At 71.6% G+C, this 25,433-nt stretch carries 25 protein-coding genes; 11 read left to right on the top strand and 14 right to left on the bottom strand.

Annotation, left to right across the window (positions count from 1 at the left end):
* Positions 1 to 84 precede the first annotated feature (84 nt).
* The 3 genes from clpB to ACL02R_RS13885 are packed head-to-tail and all read left to right on the top strand — an operon-like array spanning position 85 to position 3,576.
* Positions 85 to 2,682 carry an ATP-dependent chaperone ClpB gene (gene clpB, locus ACL02R_RS13875; protein WP_412797293.1) on the top strand — a complete coding sequence of 866 codons (2,598 nt, stop codon included), beginning with the start codon at positions 85 to 87 and terminating at the stop codon, positions 2,680 to 2,682.
* 46 nt (positions 2,683 to 2,728) lie between these two features.
* The gene (locus ACL02R_RS13880) at positions 2,729 to 3,289 is read left to right on the top strand and encodes a YbjN domain-containing protein (protein ID WP_412797190.1); all 561 of its coding nucleotides are present in this window, start codon (positions 2,729 to 2,731) and stop codon (positions 3,287 to 3,289) included.
* Positions 3,286 to 3,576 (top strand): MTH1187 family thiamine-binding protein, encoded by a 291-nt coding sequence (locus tag ACL02R_RS13885; protein ID WP_362957371.1) that lies wholly within the window; start codon positions 3,286 to 3,288, stop codon positions 3,574 to 3,576. The genes ACL02R_RS13880 and ACL02R_RS13885 overlap by 4 nt, the downstream gene beginning before the upstream one ends.
* Positions 3,577 to 3,697: 121 nt before the next feature.
* Here ACL02R_RS13885 and ACL02R_RS13890 read toward each other — a convergent pair whose 3' ends face one another.
* From ACL02R_RS13890 to ACL02R_RS13905, 4 genes are all read right to left on the bottom strand, one after another.
* Entirely contained in the window at positions 3,698 to 3,880 is a 183-nt protein-coding gene (locus tag ACL02R_RS13890; protein WP_412797191.1) for a hypothetical protein, read from the bottom strand.
* A 383-nt stretch (positions 3,881 to 4,263) separates the two neighbouring features.
* Positions 4,264 to 4,611, bottom strand: a complete 348-nt coding sequence (locus tag ACL02R_RS13895) for a hypothetical protein (protein ID WP_412797192.1) — start codon at positions 4,609 to 4,611, stop codon at positions 4,264 to 4,266.
* Positions 4,612 to 4,629: 18 nt separating this feature from the next.
* Positions 4,630 to 9,105: a polymorphic toxin type 30 domain-containing protein gene (locus ACL02R_RS13900; protein WP_412797193.1), complete on the bottom strand. Its 4,476-nt coding sequence runs from the start codon at positions 9,103 to 9,105 to the stop codon at positions 4,630 to 4,632.
* 321 nt (positions 9,106 to 9,426) lie between these two features.
* On the bottom strand, positions 9,427 to 9,822 hold the full coding sequence (locus ACL02R_RS13905; protein WP_412797194.1) for a hypothetical protein: 396 nt from the start codon (positions 9,820 to 9,822) through the stop codon (positions 9,427 to 9,429).
* A gap of 622 nt (positions 9,823 to 10,444) precedes the next feature.
* Between ACL02R_RS13905 and ACL02R_RS13910 the strand changes: the two genes are divergently transcribed.
* The 3 genes from ACL02R_RS13910 to ACL02R_RS13920 all read left to right on the top strand — a co-directional run bounded on the left by ACL02R_RS13910 (position 10,445) and on the right by ACL02R_RS13920 (position 11,837).
* On the top strand, positions 10,445 to 11,326 hold the full coding sequence (locus tag ACL02R_RS13910) for a helix-turn-helix domain-containing protein (RefSeq protein WP_412797195.1): 882 nt from the start codon (positions 10,445 to 10,447) through the stop codon (positions 11,324 to 11,326).
* On the top strand, positions 11,310 to 11,513 hold the full coding sequence (locus ACL02R_RS13915) for a DUF397 domain-containing protein (RefSeq protein ID WP_412797196.1): 204 nt from the start codon (positions 11,310 to 11,312) through the stop codon (positions 11,511 to 11,513). Before ACL02R_RS13910 ends, ACL02R_RS13915 begins: the two co-directional genes overlap by 17 nt.
* A 123-nt stretch (positions 11,514 to 11,636) precedes the next feature.
* Positions 11,637 to 11,837, top strand: coding sequence for a DUF397 domain-containing protein (locus ACL02R_RS13920; RefSeq protein WP_412797197.1), 201 nt, complete (start codon positions 11,637 to 11,639; stop codon positions 11,835 to 11,837).
* Between the two features lie 27 nt (positions 11,838 to 11,864).
* On the opposite strand, the gene ACL02R_RS13925 is transcribed toward ACL02R_RS13920, so the two are convergent.
* Both ACL02R_RS13925 and ACL02R_RS13930 read right to left on the bottom strand, forming a co-directional pair.
* Positions 11,865 to 13,070, bottom strand: a complete 1,206-nt coding sequence (locus ACL02R_RS13925; RefSeq protein ID WP_412797198.1) for a helix-turn-helix domain-containing protein — start codon at positions 13,068 to 13,070, stop codon at positions 11,865 to 11,867.
* Positions 13,071 to 13,295: 225 nt separating this feature from the next.
* On the bottom strand, positions 13,296 to 14,168 hold the full coding sequence (locus tag ACL02R_RS13930) for an alpha/beta fold hydrolase (protein WP_412797199.1): 873 nt from the start codon (positions 14,166 to 14,168) through the stop codon (positions 13,296 to 13,298).
* 125 nt (positions 14,169 to 14,293) lie between these two features.
* Between ACL02R_RS13930 and ACL02R_RS13935 the strand changes: the two genes are divergently transcribed.
* Positions 14,294 to 14,722, top strand: a complete 429-nt coding sequence (locus tag ACL02R_RS13935) for a MarR family transcriptional regulator (RefSeq protein ID WP_412797294.1) — start codon at positions 14,294 to 14,296, stop codon at positions 14,720 to 14,722.
* Between the two features lie 64 nt (positions 14,723 to 14,786).
* Here the strand turns inward: ACL02R_RS13935 and ACL02R_RS13940 are convergent, their stop codons facing one another.
* The 5 genes from ACL02R_RS13940 to ACL02R_RS13960 all read right to left on the bottom strand — a co-directional run bounded on the left by ACL02R_RS13940 (position 14,787) and on the right by ACL02R_RS13960 (position 19,174).
* The gene (locus ACL02R_RS13940) at positions 14,787 to 15,386 is read right to left on the bottom strand and encodes a DUF1707 SHOCT-like domain-containing protein (protein WP_412797200.1); all 600 of its coding nucleotides are present in this window, start codon (positions 15,384 to 15,386) and stop codon (positions 14,787 to 14,789) included.
* Positions 15,387 to 15,484: 98 nt separating this feature from the next.
* The gene (locus ACL02R_RS13945; RefSeq protein WP_412797201.1) at positions 15,485 to 17,608 is read right to left on the bottom strand and encodes an MvdC/MvdD family ATP grasp protein; all 2,124 of its coding nucleotides are present in this window, start codon (positions 17,606 to 17,608) and stop codon (positions 15,485 to 15,487) included.
* 1 nt (position 17,609) lies between these two features.
* A complete protein-coding gene (tgmA, locus tag ACL02R_RS13950; protein ID WP_412797202.1) occupies positions 17,610 to 17,864 on the bottom strand; it encodes a putative ATP-grasp-modified RiPP in 255 nt (84 codons plus the stop codon).
* Positions 17,865 to 17,923: 59 nt separating this feature from the next.
* Positions 17,924 to 19,018, bottom strand: coding sequence for a methyltransferase domain-containing protein (locus ACL02R_RS13955; protein WP_412797203.1), 1,095 nt, complete (start codon positions 19,016 to 19,018; stop codon positions 17,924 to 17,926).
* Positions 19,019 to 19,174 (bottom strand): hypothetical protein, encoded by a 156-nt coding sequence (locus ACL02R_RS13960; RefSeq protein ID WP_412797204.1) that lies wholly within the window; start codon positions 19,172 to 19,174, stop codon positions 19,019 to 19,021.
* Between the two features lie 281 nt (positions 19,175 to 19,455).
* On the opposite strand from ACL02R_RS13960, the gene ACL02R_RS13965 reads away from it, so the two are divergent.
* Together ACL02R_RS13965 and ACL02R_RS13970 are read left to right on the top strand one after the other, a co-directional pair.
* Entirely contained in the window at positions 19,456 to 20,625 is a 1,170-nt protein-coding gene (locus ACL02R_RS13965; protein WP_412797205.1) for a serine hydrolase domain-containing protein, read from the top strand.
* Between the two features lie 144 nt (positions 20,626 to 20,769).
* Positions 20,770 to 21,447 carry a hypothetical protein gene (locus ACL02R_RS13970; protein WP_412797206.1) on the top strand — a complete coding sequence of 226 codons (678 nt, stop codon included), beginning with the start codon at positions 20,770 to 20,772 and terminating at the stop codon, positions 21,445 to 21,447.
* 7 nt (positions 21,448 to 21,454) lie between these two features.
* Here the strand turns inward: ACL02R_RS13970 and ACL02R_RS13975 are convergent, their stop codons facing one another.
* Complete coding sequence (locus ACL02R_RS13975; protein WP_412797207.1) at positions 21,455 to 22,036, bottom strand: TetR family transcriptional regulator; 582 nt, start codon at positions 22,034 to 22,036, stop codon at positions 21,455 to 21,457.
* 100 nt (positions 22,037 to 22,136) lie between these two features.
* On the opposite strand from ACL02R_RS13975, the gene ACL02R_RS13980 reads away from it, so the two are divergent.
* Positions 22,137 to 23,036, top strand: coding sequence for an SDR family oxidoreductase (locus ACL02R_RS13980; protein ID WP_412797208.1), 900 nt, complete (start codon positions 22,137 to 22,139; stop codon positions 23,034 to 23,036).
* A gap of 51 nt (positions 23,037 to 23,087) precedes the next feature.
* Here ACL02R_RS13980 and ACL02R_RS13985 read toward each other — a convergent pair whose 3' ends face one another.
* On the bottom strand, positions 23,088 to 23,795 hold the full coding sequence (locus ACL02R_RS13985) for a DUF4232 domain-containing protein (protein WP_412797209.1): 708 nt from the start codon (positions 23,793 to 23,795) through the stop codon (positions 23,088 to 23,090).
* A gap of 198 nt (positions 23,796 to 23,993) precedes the next feature.
* Complete coding sequence (locus tag ACL02R_RS13990; RefSeq protein WP_412797210.1) at positions 23,994 to 24,572, bottom strand: TetR/AcrR family transcriptional regulator; 579 nt, start codon at positions 24,570 to 24,572, stop codon at positions 23,994 to 23,996.
* Between the two features lie 52 nt (positions 24,573 to 24,624).
* On the opposite strand from ACL02R_RS13990, the gene ACL02R_RS13995 reads away from it, so the two are divergent.
* The gene (locus tag ACL02R_RS13995; protein ID WP_412797211.1) at positions 24,625 to 25,431 is read left to right on the top strand and encodes a class I SAM-dependent methyltransferase; all 807 of its coding nucleotides are present in this window, start codon (positions 24,625 to 24,627) and stop codon (positions 25,429 to 25,431) included.
* Positions 25,432 to 25,433: the final 2 nt, after the last annotated feature.

A 25,433-nucleotide genomic window follows, 5' to 3' on the forward strand; every position in this document is an offset into this window, starting at 1 on the left:
GAGTGGAATAGACTCAACTTATCGCACGTTGGATCTGGCAGACCCAACCGCCTACGGATCTTCTGCATGGAGGAGTACCGCCCCGTGAACGCCGAGCTGACCAACAGGAGCCGGGACGCGATAAGCGCGGCCAACGACCGCGCGCTCACCGACGGCCACCCCGACATCACCCCGGCCCATCTGCTGCTCGCCCTGCTCTCCGGCCGGGACAACGAGAACATCCAGGACCTCCTGGCCACCGTCGAGGCCGACCAGGCGGCGCTGCGCTCCGGCGCCGAGCGGCTCCTCGGCGCCCTGCCCAGCGTGCAGGGCGCCTCCGTCGCCAAGCCGCAGCCGAACCGCGAGCTGCTCGCCGTCCTGTCCGACGCCGCCCAGCGCGCGCAGGAGCTGGGCGACGCGTACATTTCCACCGAGCACCTGCTGATGGGCCTGGCGGCCAGGGGCGGGCAGGTCGCCGAGCTGATGAAGGGCCAGGGCGCGACGGGGAGGAAGCTGCTCGACGCGTTCCAGGCGGGGCGCGGCGGGCAGCGCGTGACGAGCCCCGACCCGGAGGGCACGTACAAGGCGCTGGAGAAGTTCGGCACCGACTTCACGCAGGCCGCCCGCGAGGGCAAGCTCGACCCGGTCATCGGCCGTGACCACGAGATCCGCCGCGTCGTCCAGGTCCTCTCCCGCCGCACCAAGAACAACCCCGTCCTGATCGGCGAGCCCGGCGTCGGCAAGACCGCCGTCGTGGAGGGCCTGGCGCAGCGCATCGTGAAGGGCGACGTGCCCGAGTCGCTGAAGAACAAGCGCCTCGTCTCGCTCGACCTCGGCGCGATGCTGGCGGGCGCGAAGTACCGGGGCGAGTTCGAGGAGCGGCTGAAGTCCGTCCTGGCCGAGATCAAGGACAGCGACGGGCACGTCATCACGTTCATCGACGAGCTGCACACCGTCGTCGGCGCCGGGGCGGGCGGCGACTCCGCCATGGACGCGGGCAACATGCTCAAGCCCATGCTGGCGCGCGGCGAGCTGCGGCTCGTCGGCGCGACGACGCTCGACGAGTACCGCGAGCGCATCGAGAAGGACGCCGCGCTGGAGCGCCGCTTCCAGCAGGTCCTGGTCGCCGAGCCGACCGTCGAGGACAGCATCGCCATCCTGCGCGGCCTCAAGGGGCGCTACGAGGCGCACCACAAGGTGCAGATCGCCGACTCCGCGCTCGTCGCCGCCGCGACCCTCTCCGACCGCTACATCACCGCACGCTTCCTCCCGGACAAGGCCATCGACCTCGTGGACGAGGCCGCGTCCCGCCTCCGCATGGAGATCGACTCCTCGCCCGTCGAGATCGACGAGCTCCAGCGCGCCGTGGACCGGCTGCGCATGGAGGAGCTGGCGCTCGCCAGCGAGTCCGACGCGTCCTCCCGCGAGCGCCTGGAGCGGCTGCGCCGCGAGCTGGCCGACCGCGAGGAGGACCTGCGCGGCCTCACCGCGCGCTGGGAGAAGGAGAAGGAGGGCCTCAACCGCGTCGGCGAGCTGAAGGAGCGCCTCGACGAGACGCGCGGCCTGGCCGAGCGCGCCCAGCGCGACGGCGACTTCGAGGCCGCCTCCAAGCTGCTCTACGGCGAGATCCCCGCCCTGGAACGCGAGCTGGCCGCCGCCTCCGAGGCCGAGGCGGAGGCCGCGACCGCCACCATGGTCAAGGAGGAGGTCGCCTCCGACGACATCGCCGACGTCGTCTCGTCCTGGACCGGCATCCCCGCCGGACGGCTCCTCGCGGGCGAGACCGAGAAGCTGCTGCGCATGGAGGACGAGCTCGGCCGCCGCCTGATCGGCCAGCCCGAGGCCGTGCGCGCCGTGTCGGACGCGGTGCGCCGCAGCCGCGCCGGGGTCGCCGACCCCGACCGGCCCACCGGCTCGTTCCTCTTCCTCGGCCCGACCGGCGTCGGCAAGACCGAGCTGGCCAAGGCGCTCGCCGACTTCCTCTTCGACGACGAGCGGGCCATCGTCCGCATCGACATGAGCGAGTACGGCGAGAAGCACTCCGTCGCCCGGCTCGTCGGCGCGCCCCCCGGCTACGTGGGGTACGAGGAGGGCGGCCAGCTCACGGAGGCCGTGCGGCGGCGCCCGTACTCCGTCGTCCTGCTGGACGAGGTGGAGAAGGCGCACCACGAGGTCTTCGACGTCCTCCTCCAGGTCCTGGACGACGGGCGGCTCACGGACGGCCAGGGCCGGACGGTGGACTTCCGCAACACGCTGCTGATCCTGACCTCCAACCTCGGCTCGCAGCACCTGATCGACCCGCTGGCCAAGCCCGACCAGCGGCGCGAGGAGGTCCTGGCGGCGGTGCGCGCCGCGTTCCGCCCCGAGTTCCTGAACCGGCTGGACGAGCTGGTGATCTTCGACGCGCTGACCGGCGACGAGCTGAGCCGCATCGCCCGCCTCCAGGTGGACGCCCTCCAGCGCCGCCTCACCGACCGCCGCCTCACCCTCGACGTCACCGAACCGGCCCTGCGCTGGCTCGCCGACGAGGGCCTCGACCCCGCGTACGGCGCCCGGCCGCTGCGCCGCCTCGTGCAGACCGCCATCGGCGACCCGCTGGCCCGCATGATCCTGGCCGGCGAGGCGCGCGACGGGGACACCGTACGGGTGGACGCGGGCCCGGACGGCGGCCTGGTCCTGCTTGCGGCGGACGGGGAGGCGTGAGGGAGTATGGAAAACGCCCCCGCCGCCGTACGAAGGGACCTCATCCGTGTCTGTCGATCCGTCCGCGATCCCGAATTTCGGTGGCCAACCGGAACGGAAGCCGGGTGACCAGCCCGCGGCGCGCAAGCCGACCGCCCCGATCATGCCGAACGCCGAGCTGGTCAAGCAGCTCCTCGAACGCATGAAGCTGAAGTACGTCGTGGACAAGCAGGGCGACGTCGTCGCGCCCTGGAAGGACTTCAGGACGTACTTCATGTTCCGGGGCGAGAAGGCGCAGCGGATTCTGTCCGTCCGCACCTTCTACGACCGCAAGCACAGCATCGACGACAAGCCGCTGCTGCTGGAGACCGTGGACGAGTGGAACCACACCACGCTGTGGCCCAAGGTCTCCACGCACACCAACGACGACGGCACCGTCCGGCTGATCGGCGAGATCCCGATGCTGATCGGCGCCGGTGTCGGCTTCGACCACTTCATCGCCAGCGTGGCGAGCTGGGTGCGGGCCGGGATCGAGTTCGACAAGTGGCTCGTGGAGCGGCTCGGCCTGGAGAAGGACATCGAGTCGGACGGCGGCGACGGTCCCGCCGCGGAGGGGGACGCGCCGTGATCGTCGCGTTCTCGGTCACCCCGATCGGCACGGGGGAGGACGTGGGCGAGGCGGTCGCGGAGGCGGTCCGCGTCGTCCGCGCCTCGGGCCTGCCGAACCGCACCGACGCCATGTTCACGTCGCTCGAAGGCGAGTGGGACGAGGTGATGGACGTGGTGAAACGGGCCGTGCAGGCCGTGGAGGCACGCGCCGGCCGGGTGAGCCTGGTCCTGAAGGCCGACATCCGCCAGGGCGTCACGGACGGCCTGACCAGCAAGGTCACCCGCGTGGAATCCCTCCTCTCCTGACCCCACCCCCCACCCACCCGGCCCGCACCCCCACCGGGGGCGCGGGCCGTCCCGGTCCCGGAGAGAGCAGCACGCGTCGCCGTGGACGCCGGGAGGACAGAGGTTCCCTGCCTCGTCCTGCTCAGGAGTCGGGAACTGCCGTCCTCCACCACGGAGCCAGAGCGTTGACCGTGATCCGCACCTCCGAGGTCGAGGTGAACGTGGCCTGCTCCCGGGCGGCGTCCCAGGCGATGTCCATGAACGGGTTCGCGTTCTCGACGTACAGCACCCATTCCAGGAACCGTCGCCGCCGTCGCCGCAGCACAGGACGCGTCCCTCGGACTCCAGGGCGAGCCGGCGGGTGGTGTCGATCTCGGTCACCCATCCGGGGTCGGCGCTGAGGTGGGCCCGCAGGTCGAACGGTTCGAGGATCTCGACCCCCGTCGGCGTCCCGGGCGCCGGCCGGGCCGCGTACGAGACTCCGGTGGCGAGGTACGGCCCATCCTTGATGGGGACGGTCCCTTCCCTCCACAGCGAGACGATGGTGGTCATCTGCGGCCTCCTGGGCATTGCACGGTCGGGGCCTCCGGAATCCCGTGCTGGATACCACGCCGCCCGCACGCCTGTCGCGCGGGTCATGGAAACGTCGCCGAACCAGCACGCGTCGCCGTGCTGGGCCGTTCCATTCTTGGCCGGACGGCTCCTCCTTCACGTTTCCGAGTCGAGCGCGTATTCCTGTTTGAGATAGTCCAGATACTCGGCCTCGGAACTGGTCAGCGAACTCTCGTCCACACCGGTGAGAGCCGCCAGTACGACGCCCTGCAAGCCTCCGGTCGAATCCAGCTCGCTCAGGGCGTGCAACTCGCTCTCGCGGCATGTGGTGTCGCTCTCGGTCGCCGCTGCCGCGGCCAGTACCCCCGCCACGGTCAGCAATTCGCCGGGTCCGAAGGCCGTTACCCAGTCGGTCACGGTTCCACAGGCTTCATCCCGTTCAACGGGTGACGACGAGGTCAGGCCACGGATCAGCGCCAGCAGCGCCGGACTGCCTACAGCCATACGGGCACCTCCAGGGCATCACAGGCCGACGAATCCAGACGGCCAGGGAATGTGTGTGTCGTTCGCGGCAGTCGGATTGTAGTTGGAGCTTTCCGGTTTGTGGACTCCGGGAGGATAAAGGTTTCCTGTCTCGTCCTGGTATTTCTGTCCGAACTGAATGCGGAAAGTCTCGCCTGACGCGGAATTCGAGCCGGGCGGTGCCGTACCGTCCGGGCCATGAATTCTCATGCGGACGGTCCTGCTCTGGGAGTCCACCCATTTGAACTCAAGGCCGTACTGCGATCCGCCGTTGGGATGAGGCGTCAGCTCGCGGACTTCCGCGCTGTCCGGCACGACCGACATGGGATCGCGTCCGCGCAGGTCCCAGGGGCCGGGGCCGGCGGGCGAATCGACTCCTGGATGCGCGGCCAGGCCGAGCGGATCTACCCATGCCCGGGGGTCACTGACATAGCCGTAAGGGTTCGGCGCAGGGCCGAGACCGAGGGGATCAGGTGAGGAGTAGCGGGCGATGGCCGGGTCGTAGTGCCTGTGAACGTTGTAGTACCAGCCCGTTTCCGCGTCCGCGTACTGACCGGGAAACCTCAGCGGTGTCACTGTCCCGTTCCGGGAGGTGCTCCGGTCAGCTCCCCAGAGGGTCGCTTCCCGCCGCCACGCCACCGCTCCTGACTCGTCGATCAGTTCGCTCGGGGCACCCACCACGTCCGTGACGATGCTGAAGAACCGTTCGCCGAGCGCGTCCTGTTCGATCTGTGCGATCGGGCGCAGGCCGTCGTGTGCCCAGGCCGTCGCCGCCCTGTCCCCGGGGCGCTCCGCATACCTCGTTTCCTGCTCGATCAGGGTCTGCCCCGACCAGACGAAGCGGACGGACTCCTCCACCGAACCCTCGGTGCCTACACGTTCTTTGGCCGAGCGGCGCCCCAGCGGGTCATACCGGTAGCGCCACACCGTGCCGTCCGGTGTGGTGACGGAGGCGAGACGGTCCTCGGCATCCCACGAGTAGCGCCAGAGGGAGGGCTTCTTCGACAGGTAGGAGACCCGGCGGGTGACAGTGCGTCCAGCGGCGTCGTAGGAATACCGGACGCGTCCAGCTCGCGTGATCCTCGTCCCCTCGTAGTCGCGCCGTCCTACCGCCTCAGCGGCTCGCCCTCCGGTCCACAGGGCGGACAGTTGATTTCCGTCGCCGTCGTACCGGTACTCCTCCCGGTGCGCCGGACCGGTCACGCGGGACACCCGACCGGTCGCGTCAAGCCCATAGGAGGTGGTGCGTGTGTCCTCCCGCACGGAAGCGATGAGGTTGTCCGGCTGGTAGTCGTACTCTCGCCGCAGGAGCCGGTGCGTCCGGAAAGTCGATGTCTGGGCCGTGGGGCGACCGGACAGATCCCATGTGTGGCCGATGGACAGGTGCTCGTCCACGCGCCTTTCGACCTCACGCCCCAGCGCGTCGTGGCGGAAGGAGATGACGTGCCCGGCCGTCGTGAGCGAGGCGAGGCGCCCCTGGTCGTCATAGGCCCAGGAACTCGTCAGGCCACTCGGCGTCGTCCGCGTGAGCGGGCGCCCCATGGGGTTGTAACTGTGCTCGACGGCCTGTCCGTCCACGGTTTCGCGCAGTACACGGCCTGAGGCGTCCCTGTCGATGACCAGTTCACTGTCTGTGCTCCGCGCGCTCAGGAGACGGCCGACCGGGTCGTAGGCGTAGCGGGTGAGCGTGTTTTCTACGCGCTTTTCGGTGATGTTGCCCCTCTGATCACGCGTGAACGTGACCGTTTCACCCAGGGCGTTGACCCGCTGCACGAGAGACCCTGAGGCGTCGAGGACGTAGGAGACGGTCCGTCCGTCGAAATCCGTCTCGGACACGAGCCGGCCGACAGGGTCGTACTGATAGGCCCAGGTCCCGCCTTTGTCGTTGCGTACCTGGGTCACCCGAAGTTCTGTGTCCCTGAGGAACGTGTGCTTTGTGCCATCGGTTTCGGTACGGGTGAGGGGGAGGTCGAACGCGCCGTAGGTGAAGCGGGCGACACCGCCCATCTCGTCGGTGCAGGCGAGGAGATTGCCCTCGGCATCCCACTCGTACGTCCGCACGCCCCCCGAGGGGTCCATGAACCGCAATGGCCGCCCGTCGGTATCCCGCTCGATGCGGCGTGTTCCCCCGAGGGGGTCCGTGTGCTCCACCACCCGCCCGAACGCGTCATGCGCAAACACGTGACGCCGGCCCGCCGTGTCCGTGACGGCGATGGCCAGCCCGGCCGGATTGCGCTCCACACGGGTCGTGGCGCCCGTCGGATCGGTGACGGCGATCAGGGCGCCTCGGCTGTCGAGGATGTAGGAAGTGCGGTTGCCCATGGGATCGGTGAGGGATGCCAGGGCGTCACCGTCATACGTCTGCCGCCAGAGCGCTCCGTCCGCCTTCCTGAGTGCGACGATCCGCCCGTGGCTGTCGTACTCGGCCGTCGTCCGTGACATGTCGGGGTGGACCACGTCGGTCAAGCTGCCGTGTTCGTCGTACTCGTGGCGTGTGGTGTTGCCGAGGGGGTCGGTGGTGGTGAGGGTGTGGTCGTAGCGGTCCCAGGTGTGGGTGGTGGTGTTGCCCAGGGGGTCGGTCTGTGCGGTGAGTTGGTAGCTGTCGTTGAACTGGTAGGTGGTGTCGTGGCCGAGTGAGTTCGTGACGGTGGTGCGGTTGTTGTCCGTGTCGTAGGTGTAGCGGTATTCGAGTGCGCGGTCGGTGCCGGTGGTGAAGACGCAGCGGCCTTCGGGGTCGTACTCGTAGGAGTACCAGTAGCCGTTGCGGTCTTCCCAGCGGGTCATACGGTGGTCGTCGTCGTAGGCGAACTTCAGGGGCAGGCCCGACGAGTTGATGATCTCGGTGAGGTCTCCGGCGCCGTTGTGGCCGTAGCGCACGAGGGTCGGCTGCTCGGGGTGGTTGAGCAGGCGGAGTTCTGTGACATGGCCTTGGCTGGTCGTGACGCCGATGTGGTAGCCGCCGGAGTGGTGGATGTCGGTGGGGTCGCCGGAGTTGTCGTAGGCGAGGTGGATGCGGTTGTTGTTGCGGTCGGTGATCGCGATGAGGGGCAGCTCGGCGCCGGGGCGGCCGGGGATCGGGGCGAAGTGGAGGGTGTGGCCGGTCTCGCGCTGGTGGACGGTCAGGGGCGCCTGGGGCCGGCCGTCCCAGGCGAGGGTCCAGCGGGGGCCTTCGACGGGGAGGACGGGCTCGCCGGGGAGGGGGCGGGGGTAGAGCAGGGTCATCCCGTCGGCGGTGAGGAGGCGTGCGCCGTGTGCGTCGAGGAGGAGGCGCTGGTCGAGGGTGGAGGCCCAGGAGGTGCCGAAGCGGCGGCCGTGGCGGTAGCTGGAGATGTGGTGCCGCTCGATGATGAGAGGGAGGACGCCGGGGAGTTCGACGTCGGTGGCGGACATCAGCAGTTCGCCGGTGGCGACGTCCACGGGATCGCCGCAGGCGTTGCGGCCGTTCATCGGCACACCCTCGGCGCGTGTACGGCGTCCGAGGCGCAGCGCGCCTTGGCGGATGCCGCGCAGGCCGGTGGCCGCGAGGCCGCGCATGCCGCGGGCGAGGCCGCCGAGGGTGGTGAGGCCTTTCATGCCGGGGATGCAGTCGAGTGTGGCGAAGGCGATGTCGAGGAGGCCTGCTTCGCCTCTGGCGTATTTGATGAGGGTGTCGGCGAGGACGACGAGTGCGGCGGCGAGGACGACCCAGGCGAGGGGTCCGCCGATGATCATGACGACGACGCCGAGGACCGCGACGATGACCTTGCAGACGTTGACGATGGTGTCCCAGTTTTCCGTGACCCAGTGCACGGCCCGCTGCCACCACTTGCGGTTGTGGATACCGGCGTCGGACGCCTCGTCGATGTCACGGGCCGCCTGCTGTGCGGCTTCTTCCCGCATCTCCTTGGCCTGGCGGGCGAGTTCGCGTGCGGCGTTCAGGGAGTCCTGGGCGGTGTCCACGCGGGCCTGCGCCGCGTCGCGGGCGTCGTTCGCGGCCTGGCGGTCGCGGGTGGCCGCACGTACCTCCGCCTCGTCCGGTGGTGGGGCGCCCGCGCGTTCGCCTTCGCGCTGGAGGCGTTCGGCCTCGTCCCCCGCTCTGCCGACCCAGTCCTGCGCGCTGCCCAACGAGCCCTGCGCGGCGGTGAGATCGGCCTGCGCGGCGATCGCGCGGTCCAGCGCGCGGTCGGCCTGGCCTTGGGCGGTCTGGAGTTTCGGCCAGTACGTCTGTAATGCCTGGGCGCACAGGTCGTAGGAGTCCCGCAGCTTCTCCAGGTTGCCGGGGACACTGTCGAACTCGCTGCGGAAGGCTTCGGCGGACAGGCCGGCCCAGTCCCGCACCGCGCGGTCGGAGGCGAGATCCCGGATCTTCCCCAGCGCTTCGGCGACATCGTCGGAGAATGCCTGCAACTCGTCCGCCAGCTCGCGGACTTCCTCTGGATCACCCGGTGTCGGATCGGACTCCATGTCCACGGGCGACCAGTCGGCGGGGCGGGCCATGTTCTCTCCTGCGGGGTGGGAGGGAAGCGCGCGTTCTCAGGAGAAGGACGCCGCGGGACACGGCGCAGTTCTTTCCTGGCGGGACTTGCGTGAACCCAGTGCGACGGTGTGAGTACGGCCCGCGTCCCCGGGTGGGGCGCGGGCCGTCGTGGGTCACCGGGCCACGGCGCAGCTCGCCATGGCGAAGAGCGGCGCCCCGATGACCAGGGCGCAGCCCACGGTCGCGAGCAGGCGGGAGAGGAACATGGCACTCCTTGCACGTCGGTCCTGCCGTCGCTGAGTCAACGGCATTGCTGCCTGGGAGAGTTACGGCAGCCCGATTTACGGCCCGACGTCGCCCCGCCGGGCGAGCGCCCACAGGTCCGCCACGGCGGCATCCGCCTCGGCGCGCGCGGCCTCGCGCTCCGCCGCCGTCACCCGGTCGTCGGCGGCGCGCGCCAGCGCGGGGAACAACCGGTCGCTCACCGCCCGCAGCTCCGCCGTGCCCAGCCCGGCGATCCGCGCGACGAGCACGTCGGGGACGAGGCGCGGCCAGTAGTGCGCCTCGCCCCAGCTGGTCCACGGCTGGGCCCCGAGCGGCACGATCCGCGCGGCGACGCGGCAGGGCTCGCAGGCGTGGTACGTCCACCCCGCCCCCGACCCGGCGGCGACGGCGGCCACGGCGACGAGCGCCCCGTCGACGGCCCCGCAGTACATGCAACGGGGAAGCAGGCTCATGCGGCCGTCTCCTCACCGGCGATGCGGCGGGGCCTCGCCAGGCGCGCATGCGTTCGAGCGGTAGCGGAATCGGGGGGAGTCGTAGTGATTACGAACATTGTGAGGTGGTGCAGTGAATATGTACGCAGAGTAGTGACGGCACGGTGACGGCCGCAGGGGAGGAAGAACTGCCGAAAGGCCCGCAAGAGGCGGTGCACGGGTGCGTCACATCCCCTTCAGCAGTCGCAGATGCGCCGTGATGGCCTCGTTCAATTCGACTCAGCGGGCGGTGAGTTGAGCTGAATCGTCCGGCCTCTGCGCCTCGTCGGCCGCGTCGTTCGGCGCCGTGGTCTCGTCGGTGGTGTCGGGGGTCGGTTCGTCGGGGTGTGGCGTGCTCATGACTTACTCCGCAACGTCCCGGAGTGATCTCCGGAAGGAATTTCAGAAAGACCAAGCGTGATGAGTTAGGTGCGCTCGGCGACGTACGATCACCCTGACGGCGCAGCCAGAGTTGGTGCAACAGTCGGGGCGGGAATTCCATCCCTGTAGACACCAGCTCGTTGACTGCCGTTGCAGATTGGAGTACTCGACACTTCCGTTTGTTGGACGCCGAGTATTCCACGGCAGATGGAGGGGTGATCGTTTGATTGCGGAGCACATGACGGGATCGACCGTTCCGCGCAGGCAGTTGGGGCGGTATCTGCGGGATCTGCGGATGCAGGCGAGTGTGACGGTGCGTGCGGCGGCCCGGGAACTGGAGTGGTCCGAGCAGAAGATTTGGCGCATTGAGACCGGCCAGGTGTCGATGCGAGTTCTGGATGTGCGGGCCTTGTGCGAGATGTACGGTGCGTCGCCGGACATGACCGAAGCCCTGAAGGGCCTCGCCCGCGAGACCAAGGCACGCGGCTGGTGGCACGCGTACAGCGACGCGCTGCCGGATGGCTTCGACCTTTACGCAGGACTGGAGGAAGCGGCGTCCGAACTCCTCTGGTACGAGGACAAGCTCATCCCGGGATTGCTGCAAACCCCGGACTACACGGCCGACATCATCCGCGCTCATCGACCAGACCTGTCGGAAGCGGCGGTTGATCGGCGGACCCAGCTGCGCATGGATCGCCAGGCCATACTGAGGCGTCCTGTCGGCGCTCCGGAGCTGCGGGTTGTTCTGAGCGAGGGCGTACTGCGTCAGCTCGTCGGCACCCCTCGCTTGATGGCCGGGCAGCTTGCGCATCTGGCGTATGTAGCGGCGAATGCGAACATCCGACTTCGTGTTGTACCTTTCGGCGTGTGCAACCCAGGAGGTCTCGCCGGTACGTTCACCATTCTCCGATTTCCGGAGGGGCGTATGGCCGAGCTGCCGACTGTCTATGTGGAAGGCTTTACGGGCGGGCTGTTCCTGGACAAGCCCGAAGAGATCGAGCAGTACGACACGGTGTTCCAGAAAGTCTGGGGCGCAGCACTGGACGATCAGGAGTCAATCTCTTTGATCGCTGAGTTGGCGAGGAAATATGAGCAAGTTCAGTGATGGTATCCGGTGGCGGAAGTCCACCTACAGTAACGGTGATGTGCAGTGTGTGGAGGTGGCGCGTGCCGTAACCGCCGTGGGCGCGCGCGACACGAAGGACGCCGGTCGCGGTCCTGAGCTGTGGATGCGCCCCGGCAGTTGGGCGGCGTTCGTCGGCTCGGTGAGCCGGGGGACCCTCGAAGGCTGATCGCGCTGAGCAAGGCGCCCCTGGGCCTGCACCCGGGGGCGCTGTTCGTTTTCCCCGTTTGTGGCCGCCGATCGGTGGGGCAGATTCCCGGGGAAGGATGTAACCGCGCCGAGGGAAGCGGTAATGCCCGTGCAGACCACGCCCAACTGGCAGAAGTCCAGCTACAGCAACGGTGACGTCCAGTGTGTCGAGGTGGCACGCAGTGCTACCGCCGTAGGTGCGCGTGACACAAAACTTGCCGGTCGCGGTCCTGAGCTCTGGGTATGCCCCGGCAGTTGGGCGGCGTTCGTCGGCTCGGTGAGTCGGGGGATCGGCCAGGGCTGAGACGGTGGTGCGGCGCGGAGCCCTGAGTCAGATGCCGCACCAGTTCGCCAGGTCGCGCAGGCGGGCGGGGGCGGTGCGGTGTGCGCGGAGGAGCGTGCCCACCGTCTCGTGGACGCCCGGGTGGTAACGGGTCTGCTGCGGCGCGATGCGCCGGGCCTCCTCCAGTGAGCGCAGCGCGTCGTCGGGCCTGGCGGTCCATGCCTCGGCGCGGGCGCGCGAGGCCCAGTACACGCAGGCACGGGCGGCCGGGTAGCCCTCCGGAAGTCGCAACTGCTTGGCGTCCCGCAGCGCTCTGGCGTGCCGGTCCATGTCGGCGCTGGCGGACATGGCGTGAATGACGACGTTCGCCGGGCCGAAGACGAGTCCGTAGTCGGGCAGTTCACCGGTCCGGGAGGCGAGGCCCCGGGCCTCGGCGAGCCAGTCGTCGGCCGTCGAGCCGTCGCCGCTGTGGCGGGCCATGACGGCGGCCTGGAGGTGGAGCGCGCCGCGCACGGCGTACGTCGGGGGCGTGCCGTCGTCCTCCAGGTCCCGCAGCGCCTGCTGCACGAGGCGGAGCCCCTTGTCGTGGCGTGCGGCGTCGGCGAACAGGCGGGCGCGGTCCCAGCGTTCGATGGCGACCTGGCGCGGGTCGCCGGAGTGCGGGGCGGCGGCCGCCATCCGGCCGAGGGCGTGGCGGGCGAGGTCCACGTAGCCCAGCCTGTGGGCCACCACATAGGTGGTGCGGCCGAGTTCGGCTTGCAGCCAGTGGGCGCGCTCGCGGTCGGCACCTGGCCGGTCGTGCAGCAGCGCGGCGGCGTTCACCTCGGCGATCAGCGCAGGCAGTTCCCCCGCCATGTCGAGCGACCTGGCCTGGGCGCGGCCGAGGCTCAGCCGCCGCACGTCGGCGGCCAGTTCGGCGAGTGCGCGGGGCGGCGGCTCGTCGTCGGCCGGGGGGATGTCCCAGTCGTCCAGCGCGCTGCCGATCGGCGCGAGGAGGGCGTCGAGCTGGTCGCGCTGGATCATGTGGACGTACGGCTGGCCGTACAGCACCGAGGTACTGACGCTCAACGCGCGGGCGAGGGCCGCGACGATGGTCGGGCTCGCGTACCGCTTCCCCTTCTCGACCCGGGAGATCTGCGCGGCGGACACATGGGCGCGCGCACTCAACTCCCGCAGGGAGTAACCGCGCAGGACGCGCAGCGCCTCGATGCGGCTCCCGACGCCCTCCACGGGCGTCGCAGGCTGGACCGCCATGGGTGTGACTCCTCGTGCCACGACCGGTACCGACGTCTCGACGGTACCGCTGAGTCGTGCCGGGTGAGTTCGCGGAGCGGTCGGCCTGACCGCTCGAACTCCCTTCCCCGTATGCGTCGCCGCGCGGCCCGTTCGGCAGCGGCTGATGAACATCGAGCCCGACTGGCGGAAGTCCAGTCACGGCAACGGGTGAGGGGAACGCGTGGAGGTGCCGAGGGCCGGGGGTCAGCCGGCCGGCCGTTCCAGAAAGTCGGAGAGATGACGGTCGGTCCCGGGCGGGATGGCGTGCGGTAGTGCGTGGTGGGACACCCCCTCCAGCACGGTCGTCACGACGTGTGGGAGCAGTGCTGCGGCGCGAGCCGCCGCCTTGGAGGAGTTGTGGGTCCTGCTGTTTTCGGCGAGGAGCAACAGGACCGGCAGGTTCAGGCCGCGCAGGGCGTCCGGTGCCGGGCGGGGTCCGGTGACGGGCCGGAGAGCGGGGAACCCGGCGGCCGCCTCTTGCAGGGCGAGCCAGTCGGGATCGAGGGTGCAACCCCTGGTCTCCCACTCCAGGAAGGCGCGGACCCGGCGGGGTGTGGGCCGCAACAGTGACGGCAGTGCGTGCGTCAGGTAGGCCGGACTGAGCCCGGTGAAGCACTGGGTCGGGTCCAGAAGAGCCAGGCGGCGTACCCGGTTGGGTGCGCGTACGGCGTGATGCAGTGCGATCCAGGCTCCGTACGAGTGTCCGCCGAGGTCGGTCTCGGTCAAGCCGAGGCCGTCGAGGAGCGCGTCCAGCCAGGCCGACAGGTCGGCGACCGTACGGGCGCGGCGGTCCCGGTCGGGGACGCTGCGTCCTGGGGCGCCGATCAGGTCGACGGCGAACACCCGGTGGGTGCGGGACAGTGCCGCGGCCTGGGCGTACCAGGACGCGGAGGTCGCACCCCCGCCGCCTGGCAGGAGGACGAGCGGGGGTCTGCCGGCCGGGCCGCACACGTTGACGTGTGTCGTGCCGAAGGGGGTGGGAACGGTCGCCGTCTCGCGAGCGGCAGGCCATTTGGCCATGACCTTGTCGTAGGCCACGAGGAAGTTGTCGGCGTCGTATGTCTCGCGAGCGTTCATGTACGGGCGACTCCCCTATTATCTCGCTCAGCAAGATACCTGCTGAACGAGATGATGTGTGGAGGTGGTCCGTGCCCGGCCTGGAGGGTGAGGAACTCGTCGAACCAGCCGCACCGGGGCCCGAGATGGAGATCGTCCACCTGCTGCGCGCGGTCGCCGTCGATCTGGGCAGGCACAGTGCGCGGTTCGCCCAGCGCAACGGCATGCACCCCACAGACGTGCGTGCGCTGATCGCCCTGATGGACGCCGCCCGCGCCGGCGAGCAGACCACGGCGGGGCGCCTCGGCTCGGCGCTCGGGCTCAACTCGGCAGGAAGCACAGCGCTGGTCGACCGGCTGGAACGGGCCGGGCATGTGCGCCGGGTGCGCGATCCACGGGACCGTCGCAAGGTCACCGTCGAAGTGGACGAACAGGCGGTCGCCCTGGGCTGGAGCCACTTCGGACCGCTCATCGAGCGGGCGTTGGGCCTGCTGCGGGGGTACGACGAGCGGGAGCTCGCCGCGATCAGGAGCTTTCTGACCGGGATGCGGGAGGCGGCCGGTGAGGGCGTATGACCGGAAGTTCCCGGTCACGGCCAGTCGTTGACGGCCGTGACCGGGATGATCCGGAAGACGGGCCTCAGGCCAGCTTGCGGCGTTCGCGGCGGTTGGGGTGGCGGATGGTGACGCCGCCCATGCCGCCGGAGCCGGTGAGGCGGATCAGGGGGGTTCCGGGGAGCCGGTCGGGCGTGGTCTCGTCCTTGAAGCCGCCGAAGCTCGGGTCCATGCCGCCGGTCTCAGCGGCCCAGCCGTCGGGGATGACGATCGTGACGCCGGACGTCTCCCCGTACGCCTCCACCGCGACCTCCTTGAGGCGCGACTCGACCCGGGTGAAGTCGATCTTCACGCCGCCCAGGCCGCCGTGGGCGATCACATGCCCGGGGACCTCCCAGCGCGCGGGGCCGCGTGACGCCCCGGACATGCCGCCCTTCAGCACCAGCGGCGGGCGGCTCACCGGGGACTCCGGCTGCGGCAGGTCGGCGGTCAGGACGGCCAGTTCGCCGAACGTCCTGGACCGGAGCGCCTTCTCCACGCGTTCGCCCAGCTCGTCGAGGTCGATGCGCCCCTCGGCCGCCGCGTCGCGCAACTGCTCCACCACCGCTTCCCGGTCGTCGTGCGAGGCACGGAGCGGTGCGGGGGAAGCGGGACGCGGAGAGGGTTCCGGGGGCTCGACGGTCATGCCGCAAGGATAAGCAGCCACCCTCCGCCGGCTCCGCGGGGTGGTTCGGCTCCGGGGGTACACGATCGCCGCCGGTCGCTCGCCCGCGGTGCAGCCGGTCAGGAGCCGTTCAACGGTCGCCGCTGCTCCATCGGCAGGCGCGCCCCGTCCGGGGCCGTCAGCCACAGCTCGTGGCGCCCCTCGGTGTCGACGTGCAGGCCGCAGGAGGTCAGCGGGGGCCGGCTGTGGTCGATCCACGTCTGCAACGTGACGTGCAGTTCGTCCCACAGACGGCGCGGTCCGTGCTGGACGACGCTCACCGTACCGGGCTCGCGCCGCTGCGCCCTTGCCCAGGAACCGGAGGCGTGATCGGCCAGCACGTACTCCGTCCGCTTTCCGGCGACGAGCGTCACCTGGTGCACGTCCGGCAGCATCAGCGACCGGAGGAACACCGGCATCCTCTCTTCGAGGTCGTCCCAGCAAGCGAACGGCGTCACCTCCCGGTGCCCGCCTCCCCCCGCCAGGGCGAGGGTCTCCCTCGGGGTGGGCTGTAGTTCGTCCGGCGCGCGGCGCGCGGGCATGAAGCTCGCGTAATCGATGAACGGCCCCGACGCCGTGCCGTCCGGCCGCACGGTCAGCCGCGCCAGGCCGAATCCCACGCTCGCCAGGATGACGCCGCGTGGCCGCACCTGCCGTAGCCACGCAGTCGGCACCCGTGCCACACCACACGTGGCGATCAGCCGGTCGTACGGTGCCCGCCCAGGGCAGCCTTCCAGGCCGTCGCCGCACACCACGACCGGCTGGTGGCCCACCTGTTCGAGGGACTTCCGTGCCGCCGCGACCAGGCGTGGGTCCAGATCGACGGTGGTGACGAGTTCGCTGCCGAGCCGGTGGCACAGCAGTGCCGCGTTGTAGCCCGTGCCGGTTCCGACCTCAAGCACCCTCATGCCGTCACGGACTTCGAGCGCCTCCAGCATCAGGCCCATGAGGCTCGGGGCCGTGGACGAAGATGTCGCCGTGCCGTTGGCGCCGGTCTGTGTGAGCAGCGGGGCGTCCTGGTAGACGGCGGCCAGGGCCTCGTCGCGCGCGTCGCGCGCGTCGCACTCGTCCAGGTCCCAGGTGCGGTGGTTCCCGTCCGGAGAGGGGATGGCGAAGCGGCGGAGGAACGCCTCACGGGGGACGGCACAGAAGGCCTCCCGCCACGCGGAATCATGCAGGAAGCCGCGCTCGGTCAGGTCCTCGACGAGACAGCGGCGCGCGTCCTGGGAGGCGGTGGGGATGCGGATCATGGGTGCTCCGGGGCGAGTTCGTCCGCCAGTGCGGCGGCGATGGGAAACATCTCGTGCAGCCAGCCCCACTGGCCGTTGGGATTCAGGTCCCCTGTGAACGTCCAACCTCCCGTCCGGGGTCACGATCCAGTCCGGCGCGGCGTAGACGAGGCCGAAGTGGTCCATCATCCTGTGGACGCCGTCGGCCACGTCCGGCGGCACGTCCACCGGTGAGTACGACAGCGCGTCGTGCGCTGCCCGCCAGTCGATGGGAGCGCCGGGCGGTGTACGGACACGTGCCGCGAAGAGCCGCCGGCCGACCACCGTCATCCGCACGGGGTAGGCGCACGGCACACGCGCCTGGAACTGGTGGATCGTCCGCGCGACACCCGGCGTGATGTCCTCGGCCGTCACGGTATCCGCCCACAGAGCGACCCGTTCACCGGTGAGACGTCCCGGGCCGCCGCGCAGCGGTTTGGAGATGACGCCTTCCGGGTGGGAGTGGCAGAACTCCCGTGCCCGCTGTGGGTCGTTCGTCAGCAGGGTCTCCGGTACGGCCACTCCGCACCGGGCGGCGACGGCCAGTTGGGCCGGTTTGTGGTCGGCGGCCTTGTTGCGGAGCGGATCGTTCACCCACCGCACCCCGGGCAGGGCCGCCAGGACGCCGCCGAAGCCCGCCTCGGCTTCGGCGGCGGCCCACCGCCGTTCCGTGGCGTCGAGCGCGGGGTGCGGCTGGTGGGCGGCCGGCTTGCGCCACCACACGGACGTCACCTCCTCCAGCGCGACCGTCCAGTACCCGTTCGTCCACGCACCCGACCAGGAGCCGCCCGCCAAGCGCGCGTCCTGCACAACCCTCTCCGGCACGTCGGCCAGGTCGAGCCGCGCCACCCGGACGTCCCGCTCGGCCAGTTCCAGGATCACCAGGTCCGCGGTGAGATCCTGGTCCCTCGTGATCACCACCACGGTGGCCGTCACGTCAGTCGGTGTCCGTGGACCACTGGTGGTCGTGCTGCGTGTTGACGTGCGTGGTGCCGGGGTTCTCCCCACTGTGGTCGTGGTCTTCCTCGTGTTCCTGCTTGTTGCCCATGCGAGGCGCCCCGCACGGGCAGAGGTTGACCTGTCCCACCGGGTCGTACACCAGATTGGCCGGCAGTGCCGCCGCCCCCTCGTCCGGGAGAACTGTTACGCGGCTCAGCCCGAAGGGCCGCTCGCTCGCTGTCAAGCTCGTCATGGCGTCTTGCTCCTCGTCTCGGGAAAGGGAGCGGTCCGCTCTGATCGGATGCGACCGCTTCAGGGGCGGACCGGGGTGGCCGGGGTGTGGAGCCAGGGGGTGTGGGTTCCGTCCGGGGTGATGGTCAGGCCGAAGTGGGTGAGGGGTGGTTCGCCTGCGGTGGTCCACCAGGCGTACGCGTCGAGCAGTTCGTCCCACAGGCGGCGGGTGCCCGCCTGGCGGATCTCCACCGGGCCGCCGCCGCGGCGGACGGCGGCCGTCCAGCTGGCGTCGGTGAGGCTGTAGAGCCACTGCGTGTGCCCGTCGCCGTGGGCCTGGACCGCGTGGGTCACGTCCGGCAGGCGCAGCCCGGCGAGGAAGCGGAACGGGTGCCACAGTTCGTGCGGCGGCCACACGTCGCCCGTGCTGTCCGTGAACGGCAGGCCGTCCGGGTAGCGCGGGACGGCGCGGCGCTGGGCCCGCAGCTTCATGAACGCCACCAGGTCCACGAACGGCCCGCTCGCGCCGCCGCCCGGCCCCACCGTCAGGCGCGCCAGCCCCTCCCACCTGCTGTACGGCGTGCCCCAGGGGGTGAGGATCAGCCCGCCGGGCCTGACCTGGCGTGTCCAGGCGGGGGGTACGCGGCTCAGCCCGGCCGTGGCGATGATCCGGTCGAACGGGGCGGCGTCGGGGGCGCCTTCCGCGCCGTCGCCGACGACGAGGTCCGGGCGGAGGCCCGCGCGGGCGAGTGCCGTCGCGGCGTCGGCGGCCACCCGTGGATCGATCTCGACCGTCGTGACGTTCCGTTCGCCCAGGCGGTGGGCGAGCAGCGCGGCGTTCCAGCCCGTTCCCGTGCCGATCTCCAACACGCGCATGCCCGGCGTCACTTCGAGGGCGCCCAGCATCGCGGCCACCAGCGACGGGCGGGACGCGGAGCTGGTCGCGTCGCGCCCGGGGCCAGGGCCGGTGTGCCGGCCGTCGTCCCACTGGACGACGGCCGGCACGTCCGCGTCCGCCGCGCGCCGCCAGGCCCGCGGGTCCGCCGCGCGATCGGCCACCGTGAAGCTGTCCGTCGCCAGATCGTGCGGCCAGAACACGTCGGGCAGGAACCGGGCGCGCGGCAGTTCGGCGAACGCCCGCTCCCAGCCGGGCGGCACGGGGAACGCGGAGGGCATCTACCGGCCGTCCTCGTCCTGTTCCGACTCGCGGCGCTTTCCGGTGCCCGACGGTGTGTTGCCGTCGCTGGTCGGCTCGGCGTCCGGGACCCACGGCTGGCCCGGCAGCCGGTCGTCCTCAGAACCCTCGTCGCCACCGGCGTGCTTGCCCGCCATACGAAACCCCCTCCTCTGTCGCATTCGAGCACAATCTACGTGTAGCGCGCGGGCGCACGGGAGGCGCGCCGGGAGCACGGCCCGCGCTCGTCCGGGGGTGCGCGCTACGTCGTACGCGCCGGGCGTCTCGGGGTTGTGTGTCGGGGTGCCCCCCGGGACTTCCCTACCGTGGCGCGGGGGGCGCGTCAGGGGGATGCCGGATGGATCGGGGCCGGCGCCGTTGGTGGGATGGCCGTGGGCCGCGCACGGGCGGGGCCCGGTACGGGAGAAGGGACATCACCATGCGTGCAGCGAGGAGGCCGCGGGGCAGAGCCGCCCTGGTCGGTCTGGCCGCCGTCGTCGTCACCGCGTCCACCGGGCTGACGGCCGCCGCGAGTCCACGGGCGGCCGATCCGCTCCAGGACCAGGTGGACGCGGTCCACGCCACCGGGGTGGTCGGGGTGGCCGCCGAGACGACAGGGCCGGGAACGCGCGACAGCGCCCGCGCCGGTACGTCCGTGGCGGGCACCGGGCTGCCGATGCCGCGCGACGGCCGGTTCAGGATCGGCAGCGCCACCAAGACGTTCACCGCCGTCGTGGTGCTCCAACTCGTCGGCGAGGGGCGGCTGTCGCTGGACGACACCGTCGAACGGTGGCTGCCGGGAGTGGTCCGGGGCAACGGGAACGACGGCCGCGCCGTCACCGTGCGGAACCTCCTCCAGCACACCAGCGGTATCCACGAGATCGTGCCGGACATCCCCTCGCTGACCAGCGCGGACGGGTACCGGGCGGAACGGTTCCGCAGCTACAGCCCCGAGGAACTGGTGGACCTGGCCATGCGGTACCCGCCGCCCGACGACTTCACCCCGGGCGAGGACTGGTCGTACTCCAACACCAACTACACGCTCGCCGCGATGATCGTCGAGAAGGTCACCGGCCACAGCTGGGAACGCGAGGTGGGTGACCGCGTCATCCGCCCGCTGGGCCTGCGCGACACGAGCACGCCCGGCACGTTCCCGCTCATCCCCGGCCCGCACGCCCGGAGTTACACCGGCTTCGACGCCGACACCGGCACGGGCGCCGGTACGGATGTCACGGTGCTCGACGCGAGCATGGCCGTCGGCTCCGGCTCGGTCATCAGCACCGCGCACGACCTGAACCGCTTCTGGACCGCCCTGTTCGGCGGCGACCTGCTCGCCCCCGCGCAGCTCGCCGCCATGACGGACACCGTGGACGCGCCCGAACTCGGCGCGCGCTACGGGCTCGGCATCGGCGAGATCCCGCTGTCCTGCGGCGGCAGTTACTACGGCCATCCCGGCGAACTGCTCGGCTACCGCACCTGGGCCGGCGCCACTCAGGACGGCAGCCGCAGCGCCGTCGTGTACGCCACCAGCGACGGCGGCGAGGCCACCCAGGAGGCGATGGGCGCCCTCGTGGACCGGGCGCTGTGCGACGACACCGGTTCCCGGTGAGCGGTGGACGCCCGTAACCGACGTGCCTGGGCGGGGAGTTGTGACTTCCGCGCTCTGCGGGCCAGACGACGGCGCCACCGGATAGTGTCGGCGTGAGGGCGGGGCCCGCCCTCACGCACACGAGCATCCGGGAGGGAGCGAGACGTGGCGACGGATGTCCCCGGACAGCGTGTTCTCGACCTCCTGGACAAGGCGATCGGCGTCCAGGCCCCCCTGGTGCGCAGGAACATCGCCCGTGCCCGTCAGCGGAACCCGGACGCGACACCGGCCCAGGCGATTCGCAGCCTGGAGCGCATGTACGTCAGTGCCTTCACCGGCACGGGCGCCGCGGTCGGCGGGACGGCGGCCGTGCCCGGCGTCGGCACCGGTGTCGCCCTGTCGCTGTCGGCGGGCGAGGCCCTCACGTCCCTCGGCATGAGCACCCTCTTCGTGCTGTCCCTCGCCGAGGTCCACGGCGTTCCCGTGGACGAACTCGAACGCCGCCGGACGATCGTGATGGGCATCATGCTCGGCGAGACCGGCTCCGCCACCGTCGCCAAGGTCGCCGGGCGTACGGGGCGGCACTGGGGGCGCCAGGTCGTCGGCCGGGTGCCCGCCGAGGCGTTGCGGCGGATCAACAGGGCCCTGGGCAGGCACTTCGTCACGAAGTACGGCACCAGGCAGGGGATCATCGTCCTCGGCCGCGTGGCGCCGTTCGGCATCGGCGCGGTGATCGGCGGGAGTGCCAACGCAGCCCTCGCCGCCGCGACCGTGCGTGCGGCTCGCCGCGCCTTCGGCCCGCCCCCGGAGGCCTGGCCGGAGGCCGGGGACCCGCTGGGCTGAGCCGGGCCTACTCCGGGGGCGCCGGGGCGGCGGTCAGGGCGCGTAGTTCGTGGAGTACGGACTCGGCGATCTCCGTGAAGGGGCGGTGTTCGTCGTCGGCGATCCACTGGGTGAAGGCCAGGCCGAAGACGGTGATGCCCGACTGCGCCGCCAGGGACGCCGGGAGGTCGCCGATGCCGCGTGCGCGCAGGGCGTCGGCGAGTGTGGCGGCGAGGCCGGCGAGTTTGAGCAGTTCGCGTTCCTGAAGTGCCGGGTTCCGGTCGATCACGGACTGCCGTGTGCGGGAGTGGGGGCGGCGTTCCTCCGGGAAGAACGCGGCGGCCGAGCGCAGCGCGCGGGTGACGAGCTCGACCGGTGCCGCGCCGTCCGGCGCCGCCGCCACGCCGGAGAGGAACGCGTCGGCGAGCAGCCGCTGCCCGTGGAAGAGCGCCTCGCGCTTGTCGCTGAAGTGGCGGAAGAACGTGCGCTCGGTCAGGCCGACGGCCCTGGCGATGTCCGTGACGGTGGTCTGCTCGAAGCCGCGCGCGGCGAACAGTTCGAGCGCGGCCTCTTGCAGCCGCTCCGCGGTTCCCGGTTCCCAGCGCGCCATACCGAAGAGTGTAGTGATGGCAGTGACTGACGTGGAGAGGTACGGTGATGTCGGTGGCTGACGTCAGTCACCGACATCACCACGCGAAGGAGTCACCCCGATGCATGTCTTCGTCACAGGCGCCTCCGGCTGGATCGGCTACCCCGTCGTCGGCGAGCTGCTCGCCGCCGGGCACGAGGTCACCGGCCTGGCACGGTCCGACGCCTCGGCCGACGCGCTCCGGCGGGCCGGGGCCGCGGTCCGCCGCGGCGATCTCGACGACCTCGACGGCATCCGCGCCGGCGCCGAGACCGCCGAGGCCGTCATCCACCTCGCCAACAAGCACGACTGGTCCGACCCCGCCGTGTCGAACGCCGCCGAGCGCGCCGCCGTACAGACCATCGCGGACACGCTGGAGGGCAGCGGGCGCCGGTTCCTGCTCGCGTCGGGCGTCGCCGGGCTCGGGCAGGGCGGGAAGCCGGCCACCGAGGCCGACGCGTCCCCGGCGCACGGCCCCGACTCGCCGCGCGGCGGCAGCGAGAACCTCGCGCTGGAGTACGTCGACCGCGGCGTGCACACCGTGAGCCTGCGCTTCTCGCCCACCGTCCACGGCATGGGCGACCATGGGTTCATCGCCGCCGTCGCCGCCGTCGCCCGCGAGAAGGGCGTCTCCGGCTACCCGGGCGACGGGACCAACCGCTGGGCCGCCGTCCACCGCGGCGACGCCGCCCGCATGGTCGCGCTCGGCCTGGAGAAGGCCCCGGCGGGCAGCCGTCTGCACGCCGTGGCCGAGGAGGGCGTCCCGACCCGCGCGATCGCCGCGGCGATCGGCCGCGCGTTCGACCTGCCCGTGGCCTCGATCGCGCCGGACGACGTGCAGGACCACTTCGGGTGGATCGGCGCGTTCTTCGGCCGCGACCTGTCGGCGAGCAGCGCCGCCACCCGGGAGCTGCTCGACTGGACGCCCACCGGGCCGACGCTGGTCGAGGACATCGACGCGGGCGCGTACGCGGCGGGCTGAGCGTCACGCGTCCCGGCGCAGGGACCCGGCGGCGGCGCGGTGCGGGGGATGTCACCAGATGAGGGCCAGATCCGGCGACGACTGCCAGTAGGTGACCTGCGCGGAGGAGTCCATGTACTGCTCGCCGTCGGGGAGCGCGACCTCCGTCAGGTCGCCCGTGCCCTGGTCGTCGGGGCCGGAGAACTGGACGCCCAGGCTGGTCGCGATGCGGGTGTCCGGCGCCTCGCCCGTCGGGTCGGAGGTGAGGATCGCGGCGTACGCGGACTCGCCGGGCGCCAGGCCGACGACGGCCTGCGGCGTGCTGTCCTCGATGCGGGGCGTGGGGGCCTGGGCGTCGTCGAAGCGGAGGTAGGGCGCGTACCAGGCGAAGCACGTCTCGGTGCCGGTGTTGGTCGCGGTGAGCAGGACGTGGTTGATCGGGCGCTCGACCGGCGTGACGGTCAGCTGGGTGTTCGCGTCGGTGCAGGGGACGGTGTCCTCGGCGGACTCGCCGGCGCCGCCTTCGAGCGTGCCGTCGCCCGGGGTGCGCGCGCCGGGGTTCTCCTCCGCGCCGTCGCCCTCGGCGCCGTCCGCCGTCGCCTCGTCGTCACTCTCCGGGTCCGCCGGCATCTGCACGCTGGGCGACTGCGGCGCGGTCCCGCCGATGCCGCCCGTCTCCTCGTCGTCCTGGCAGGCGGTGAGCGTCAGTGCGAGGGTGGCGCCGAGGGCGGCGGCGACGGCGCGGAGACGGGTACGGCGGCGGGGGGCGCTGGTGGTCACGATGTCTGCTCTCTCGTCGGTCGGACCGGGCCTGGCTGGCCGGACGACCGCAGCTTGTGCCCGTTCCCGTCCCACCATCCAGCGGGCGCCGCCGGTTCGGGTCGCTGGGACGGTTCCACGGCCCTGACCTGCGTGAACGGCCCCGCCTCGAATGCCGGGACGGGACGCGGCGAACGCGGGAACGCCCTTGGAACGCCGTCAGGGGAGGAGCGTCGCCACCGTCCGGCGCAGCTCCTCCCGGGTGGGCGGCGGGGTGGTGCGGTCGGCGTGGAGGAGGTGGGCCGTGCCGGTCAGGGTGGGGGCCAGGACGTCCACGGCCGCGTCGGCGGGGAGGCGGCCGCGGTCGCGTTCGTCGGCGAGGTACGCGGCGAGGGCGGCCGTCGCCTCGGTGAGCACGGGGATGCCGGCCGGGGTGGTGGCGCGCAGGCGGGCGCGCAGGTCGTCGCGGAAGGTGATCAGGGCGACGAGCGCGACCGTCACCGGGGTGAAGAAGCCGGTGAGGGCGTCCGTGACGTTGCCGGCGACGGTGTCCGTCCCGGCGCGGGCGCGCAGGGCGGTGGCGGCGGCCTCGGCGGGGGCGGCGGCGCGTTCCTGGACGAGGGCGGCGAGGAACGCGTCGAAGTCGGCGAAGTGCCGGTGCAGCACGCCCTTGGCGCAGCCCGCCTCGGTGGTGACGGCGCGGCTGGTCAGCGCGTGCGGGCCGGCGCGGAGCAGGAGGCGCTCCGCGGCGTCGAAGAGCTGGCGTCGCGCGTCGCGCAGGGCCACTCCGGTCGGCATCGCGGGGTCCTTCCGGTTGACGAGTGGGCGCGCGCCCATTCATAGTGGGCGCATGCCCACCCTACCGTCGGAACCCTCCCGCCGCTCCCATGAACTGCGCGCCGTCGCCGAGTCGTTCGGCACGGACGCCGCGCGCTACGACCGCGCCCGCCCCCGCTACCCCCAGGCCCTCGTCGAACGGATCGCCGCCGCAGGACCGGCCGTGCTCGACGTCGGAACGGGCACCGGCATCGCCGCCCGCCAGTTCCGCGCCGCCGGCTGCCGCGTCCTCGGCGTCGAACCCGACCCGCGCATGGCCGGCGTCGCCCGGCGCCTCGGGGCGGAGGTGGAGGTGGCGGCGTTCGAGGAGTGGGAGCCGCGCGGACGCGTCTTCGACGCCGTGGTGGCCGGCCAGGCGTGGCACTGGATCGACCCCGCGGCAGGGGCGGCCCGCGCCGCGCGGGCGCTGCGCCCCGGCGGGCTGCTCGCGCCGTTCTGGAACGTCTTCACCTTCCCCGCCGCGCTCGGCGACGCCGTGGCGGACGTCTGCCGCCGCGCGCTGCCCGGCGCCCCGTTCGACGCCGGGGCGATGGGCCGGGGCGACCTCGGCGCGTACGGCGCGCTGACGGACGCGGCGGCCGCGGGCGTACGGGCGAGCGGCGCGTTCGGCGAGCCCGAGCTGTGGCGCCACGACTGGGAGTGGACCTACACCCGCGACGCCTGGCTCGACCAGCTGCCGACGCAGGGCGCGTTCACCCGGCTCCCGCCGGACGCGCTGGCGGCGGTGCTCGACGGCGTCGGGGCGGCGATCGACGCGGCGGGCGGCTCGTTCACCATGCGGTACGCGACCGTCGCCCTCGTCGCGGCGCGCGGCGCTTGACC

The organism is Streptomyces sp. MS19 (assembly GCF_047200595.1).
Taxonomy (GTDB): domain Bacteria; phylum Actinomycetota; class Actinomycetes; order Streptomycetales; family Streptomycetaceae; genus Streptomyces.

Bases quoted from the DNA above. Each gene is read 5' to 3' on its own strand.
- ACL02R_RS13915 (WP_412797196.1), top strand. From the start codon at position 11,310: ATGAGCAAGTTCAGTGATGGTATCCGGTGGCGGAAGTCCACCTACAGT.
- ACL02R_RS13925 (WP_412797198.1), bottom strand. From the start codon at position 13,070: ATGGCGGTCCAGCCTGCGACGCCCGTGGAGGGCGTCGGGAGCCGCATC.
- ACL02R_RS13900 (WP_412797193.1), bottom strand. From the start codon at position 9,105: ATGGCCCGCCCCGCCGACTGGTCGCCCGTGGACATGGAGTCCGATCCG.
- ACL02R_RS13920 (WP_412797197.1), top strand. From the start codon at position 11,637: ATGCCCGTGCAGACCACGCCCAACTGGCAGAAGTCCAGCTACAGCAAC.
- ACL02R_RS13990 (WP_412797210.1), bottom strand. From the start codon at position 24,572: ATGCCGACCGGAGTGGCCCTGCGCGACGCGCGACGCCAGCTCTTCGAC.
- ACL02R_RS13965 (WP_412797205.1), top strand. From the start codon at position 19,456: ATGCGTGCAGCGAGGAGGCCGCGGGGCAGAGCCGCCCTGGTCGGTCTG.
- ACL02R_RS13960 (WP_412797204.1), bottom strand. From the start codon at position 19,174: ATGGCGGGCAAGCACGCCGGTGGCGACGAGGGTTCTGAGGACGACCGG.
- ACL02R_RS13935 (WP_412797294.1), top strand. From the start codon at position 14,294: ATGGAGATCGTCCACCTGCTGCGCGCGGTCGCCGTCGATCTGGGCAGG.
- ACL02R_RS13930 (WP_412797199.1), bottom strand. From the start codon at position 14,168: ATGAACGCTCGCGAGACATACGACGCCGACAACTTCCTCGTGGCCTAC.
- tgmA (WP_412797202.1), bottom strand. From the start codon at position 17,864: ATGACGAGCTTGACAGCGAGCGAGCGGCCCTTCGGGCTGAGCCGCGTA.
- ACL02R_RS13980 (WP_412797208.1), top strand. From the start codon at position 22,137: ATGCATGTCTTCGTCACAGGCGCCTCCGGCTGGATCGGCTACCCCGTC.
- ACL02R_RS13995 (WP_412797211.1), top strand. From the start codon at position 24,625: ATGCCCACCCTACCGTCGGAACCCTCCCGCCGCTCCCATGAACTGCGC.
- ACL02R_RS13940 (WP_412797200.1), bottom strand. From the start codon at position 15,386: ATGACCGTCGAGCCCCCGGAACCCTCTCCGCGTCCCGCTTCCCCCGCA.
- ACL02R_RS13975 (WP_412797207.1), bottom strand. From the start codon at position 22,036: ATGGCGCGCTGGGAACCGGGAACCGCGGAGCGGCTGCAAGAGGCCGCG.
- ACL02R_RS13955 (WP_412797203.1), bottom strand. From the start codon at position 19,018: ATGCCCTCCGCGTTCCCCGTGCCGCCCGGCTGGGAGCGGGCGTTCGCC.
- ACL02R_RS13895 (WP_412797192.1), bottom strand. From the start codon at position 4,611: ATGGCTGTAGGCAGTCCGGCGCTGCTGGCGCTGATCCGTGGCCTGACC.
- ACL02R_RS13905 (WP_412797194.1), bottom strand. From the start codon at position 9,822: ATGAGCCTGCTTCCCCGTTGCATGTACTGCGGGGCCGTCGACGGGGCG.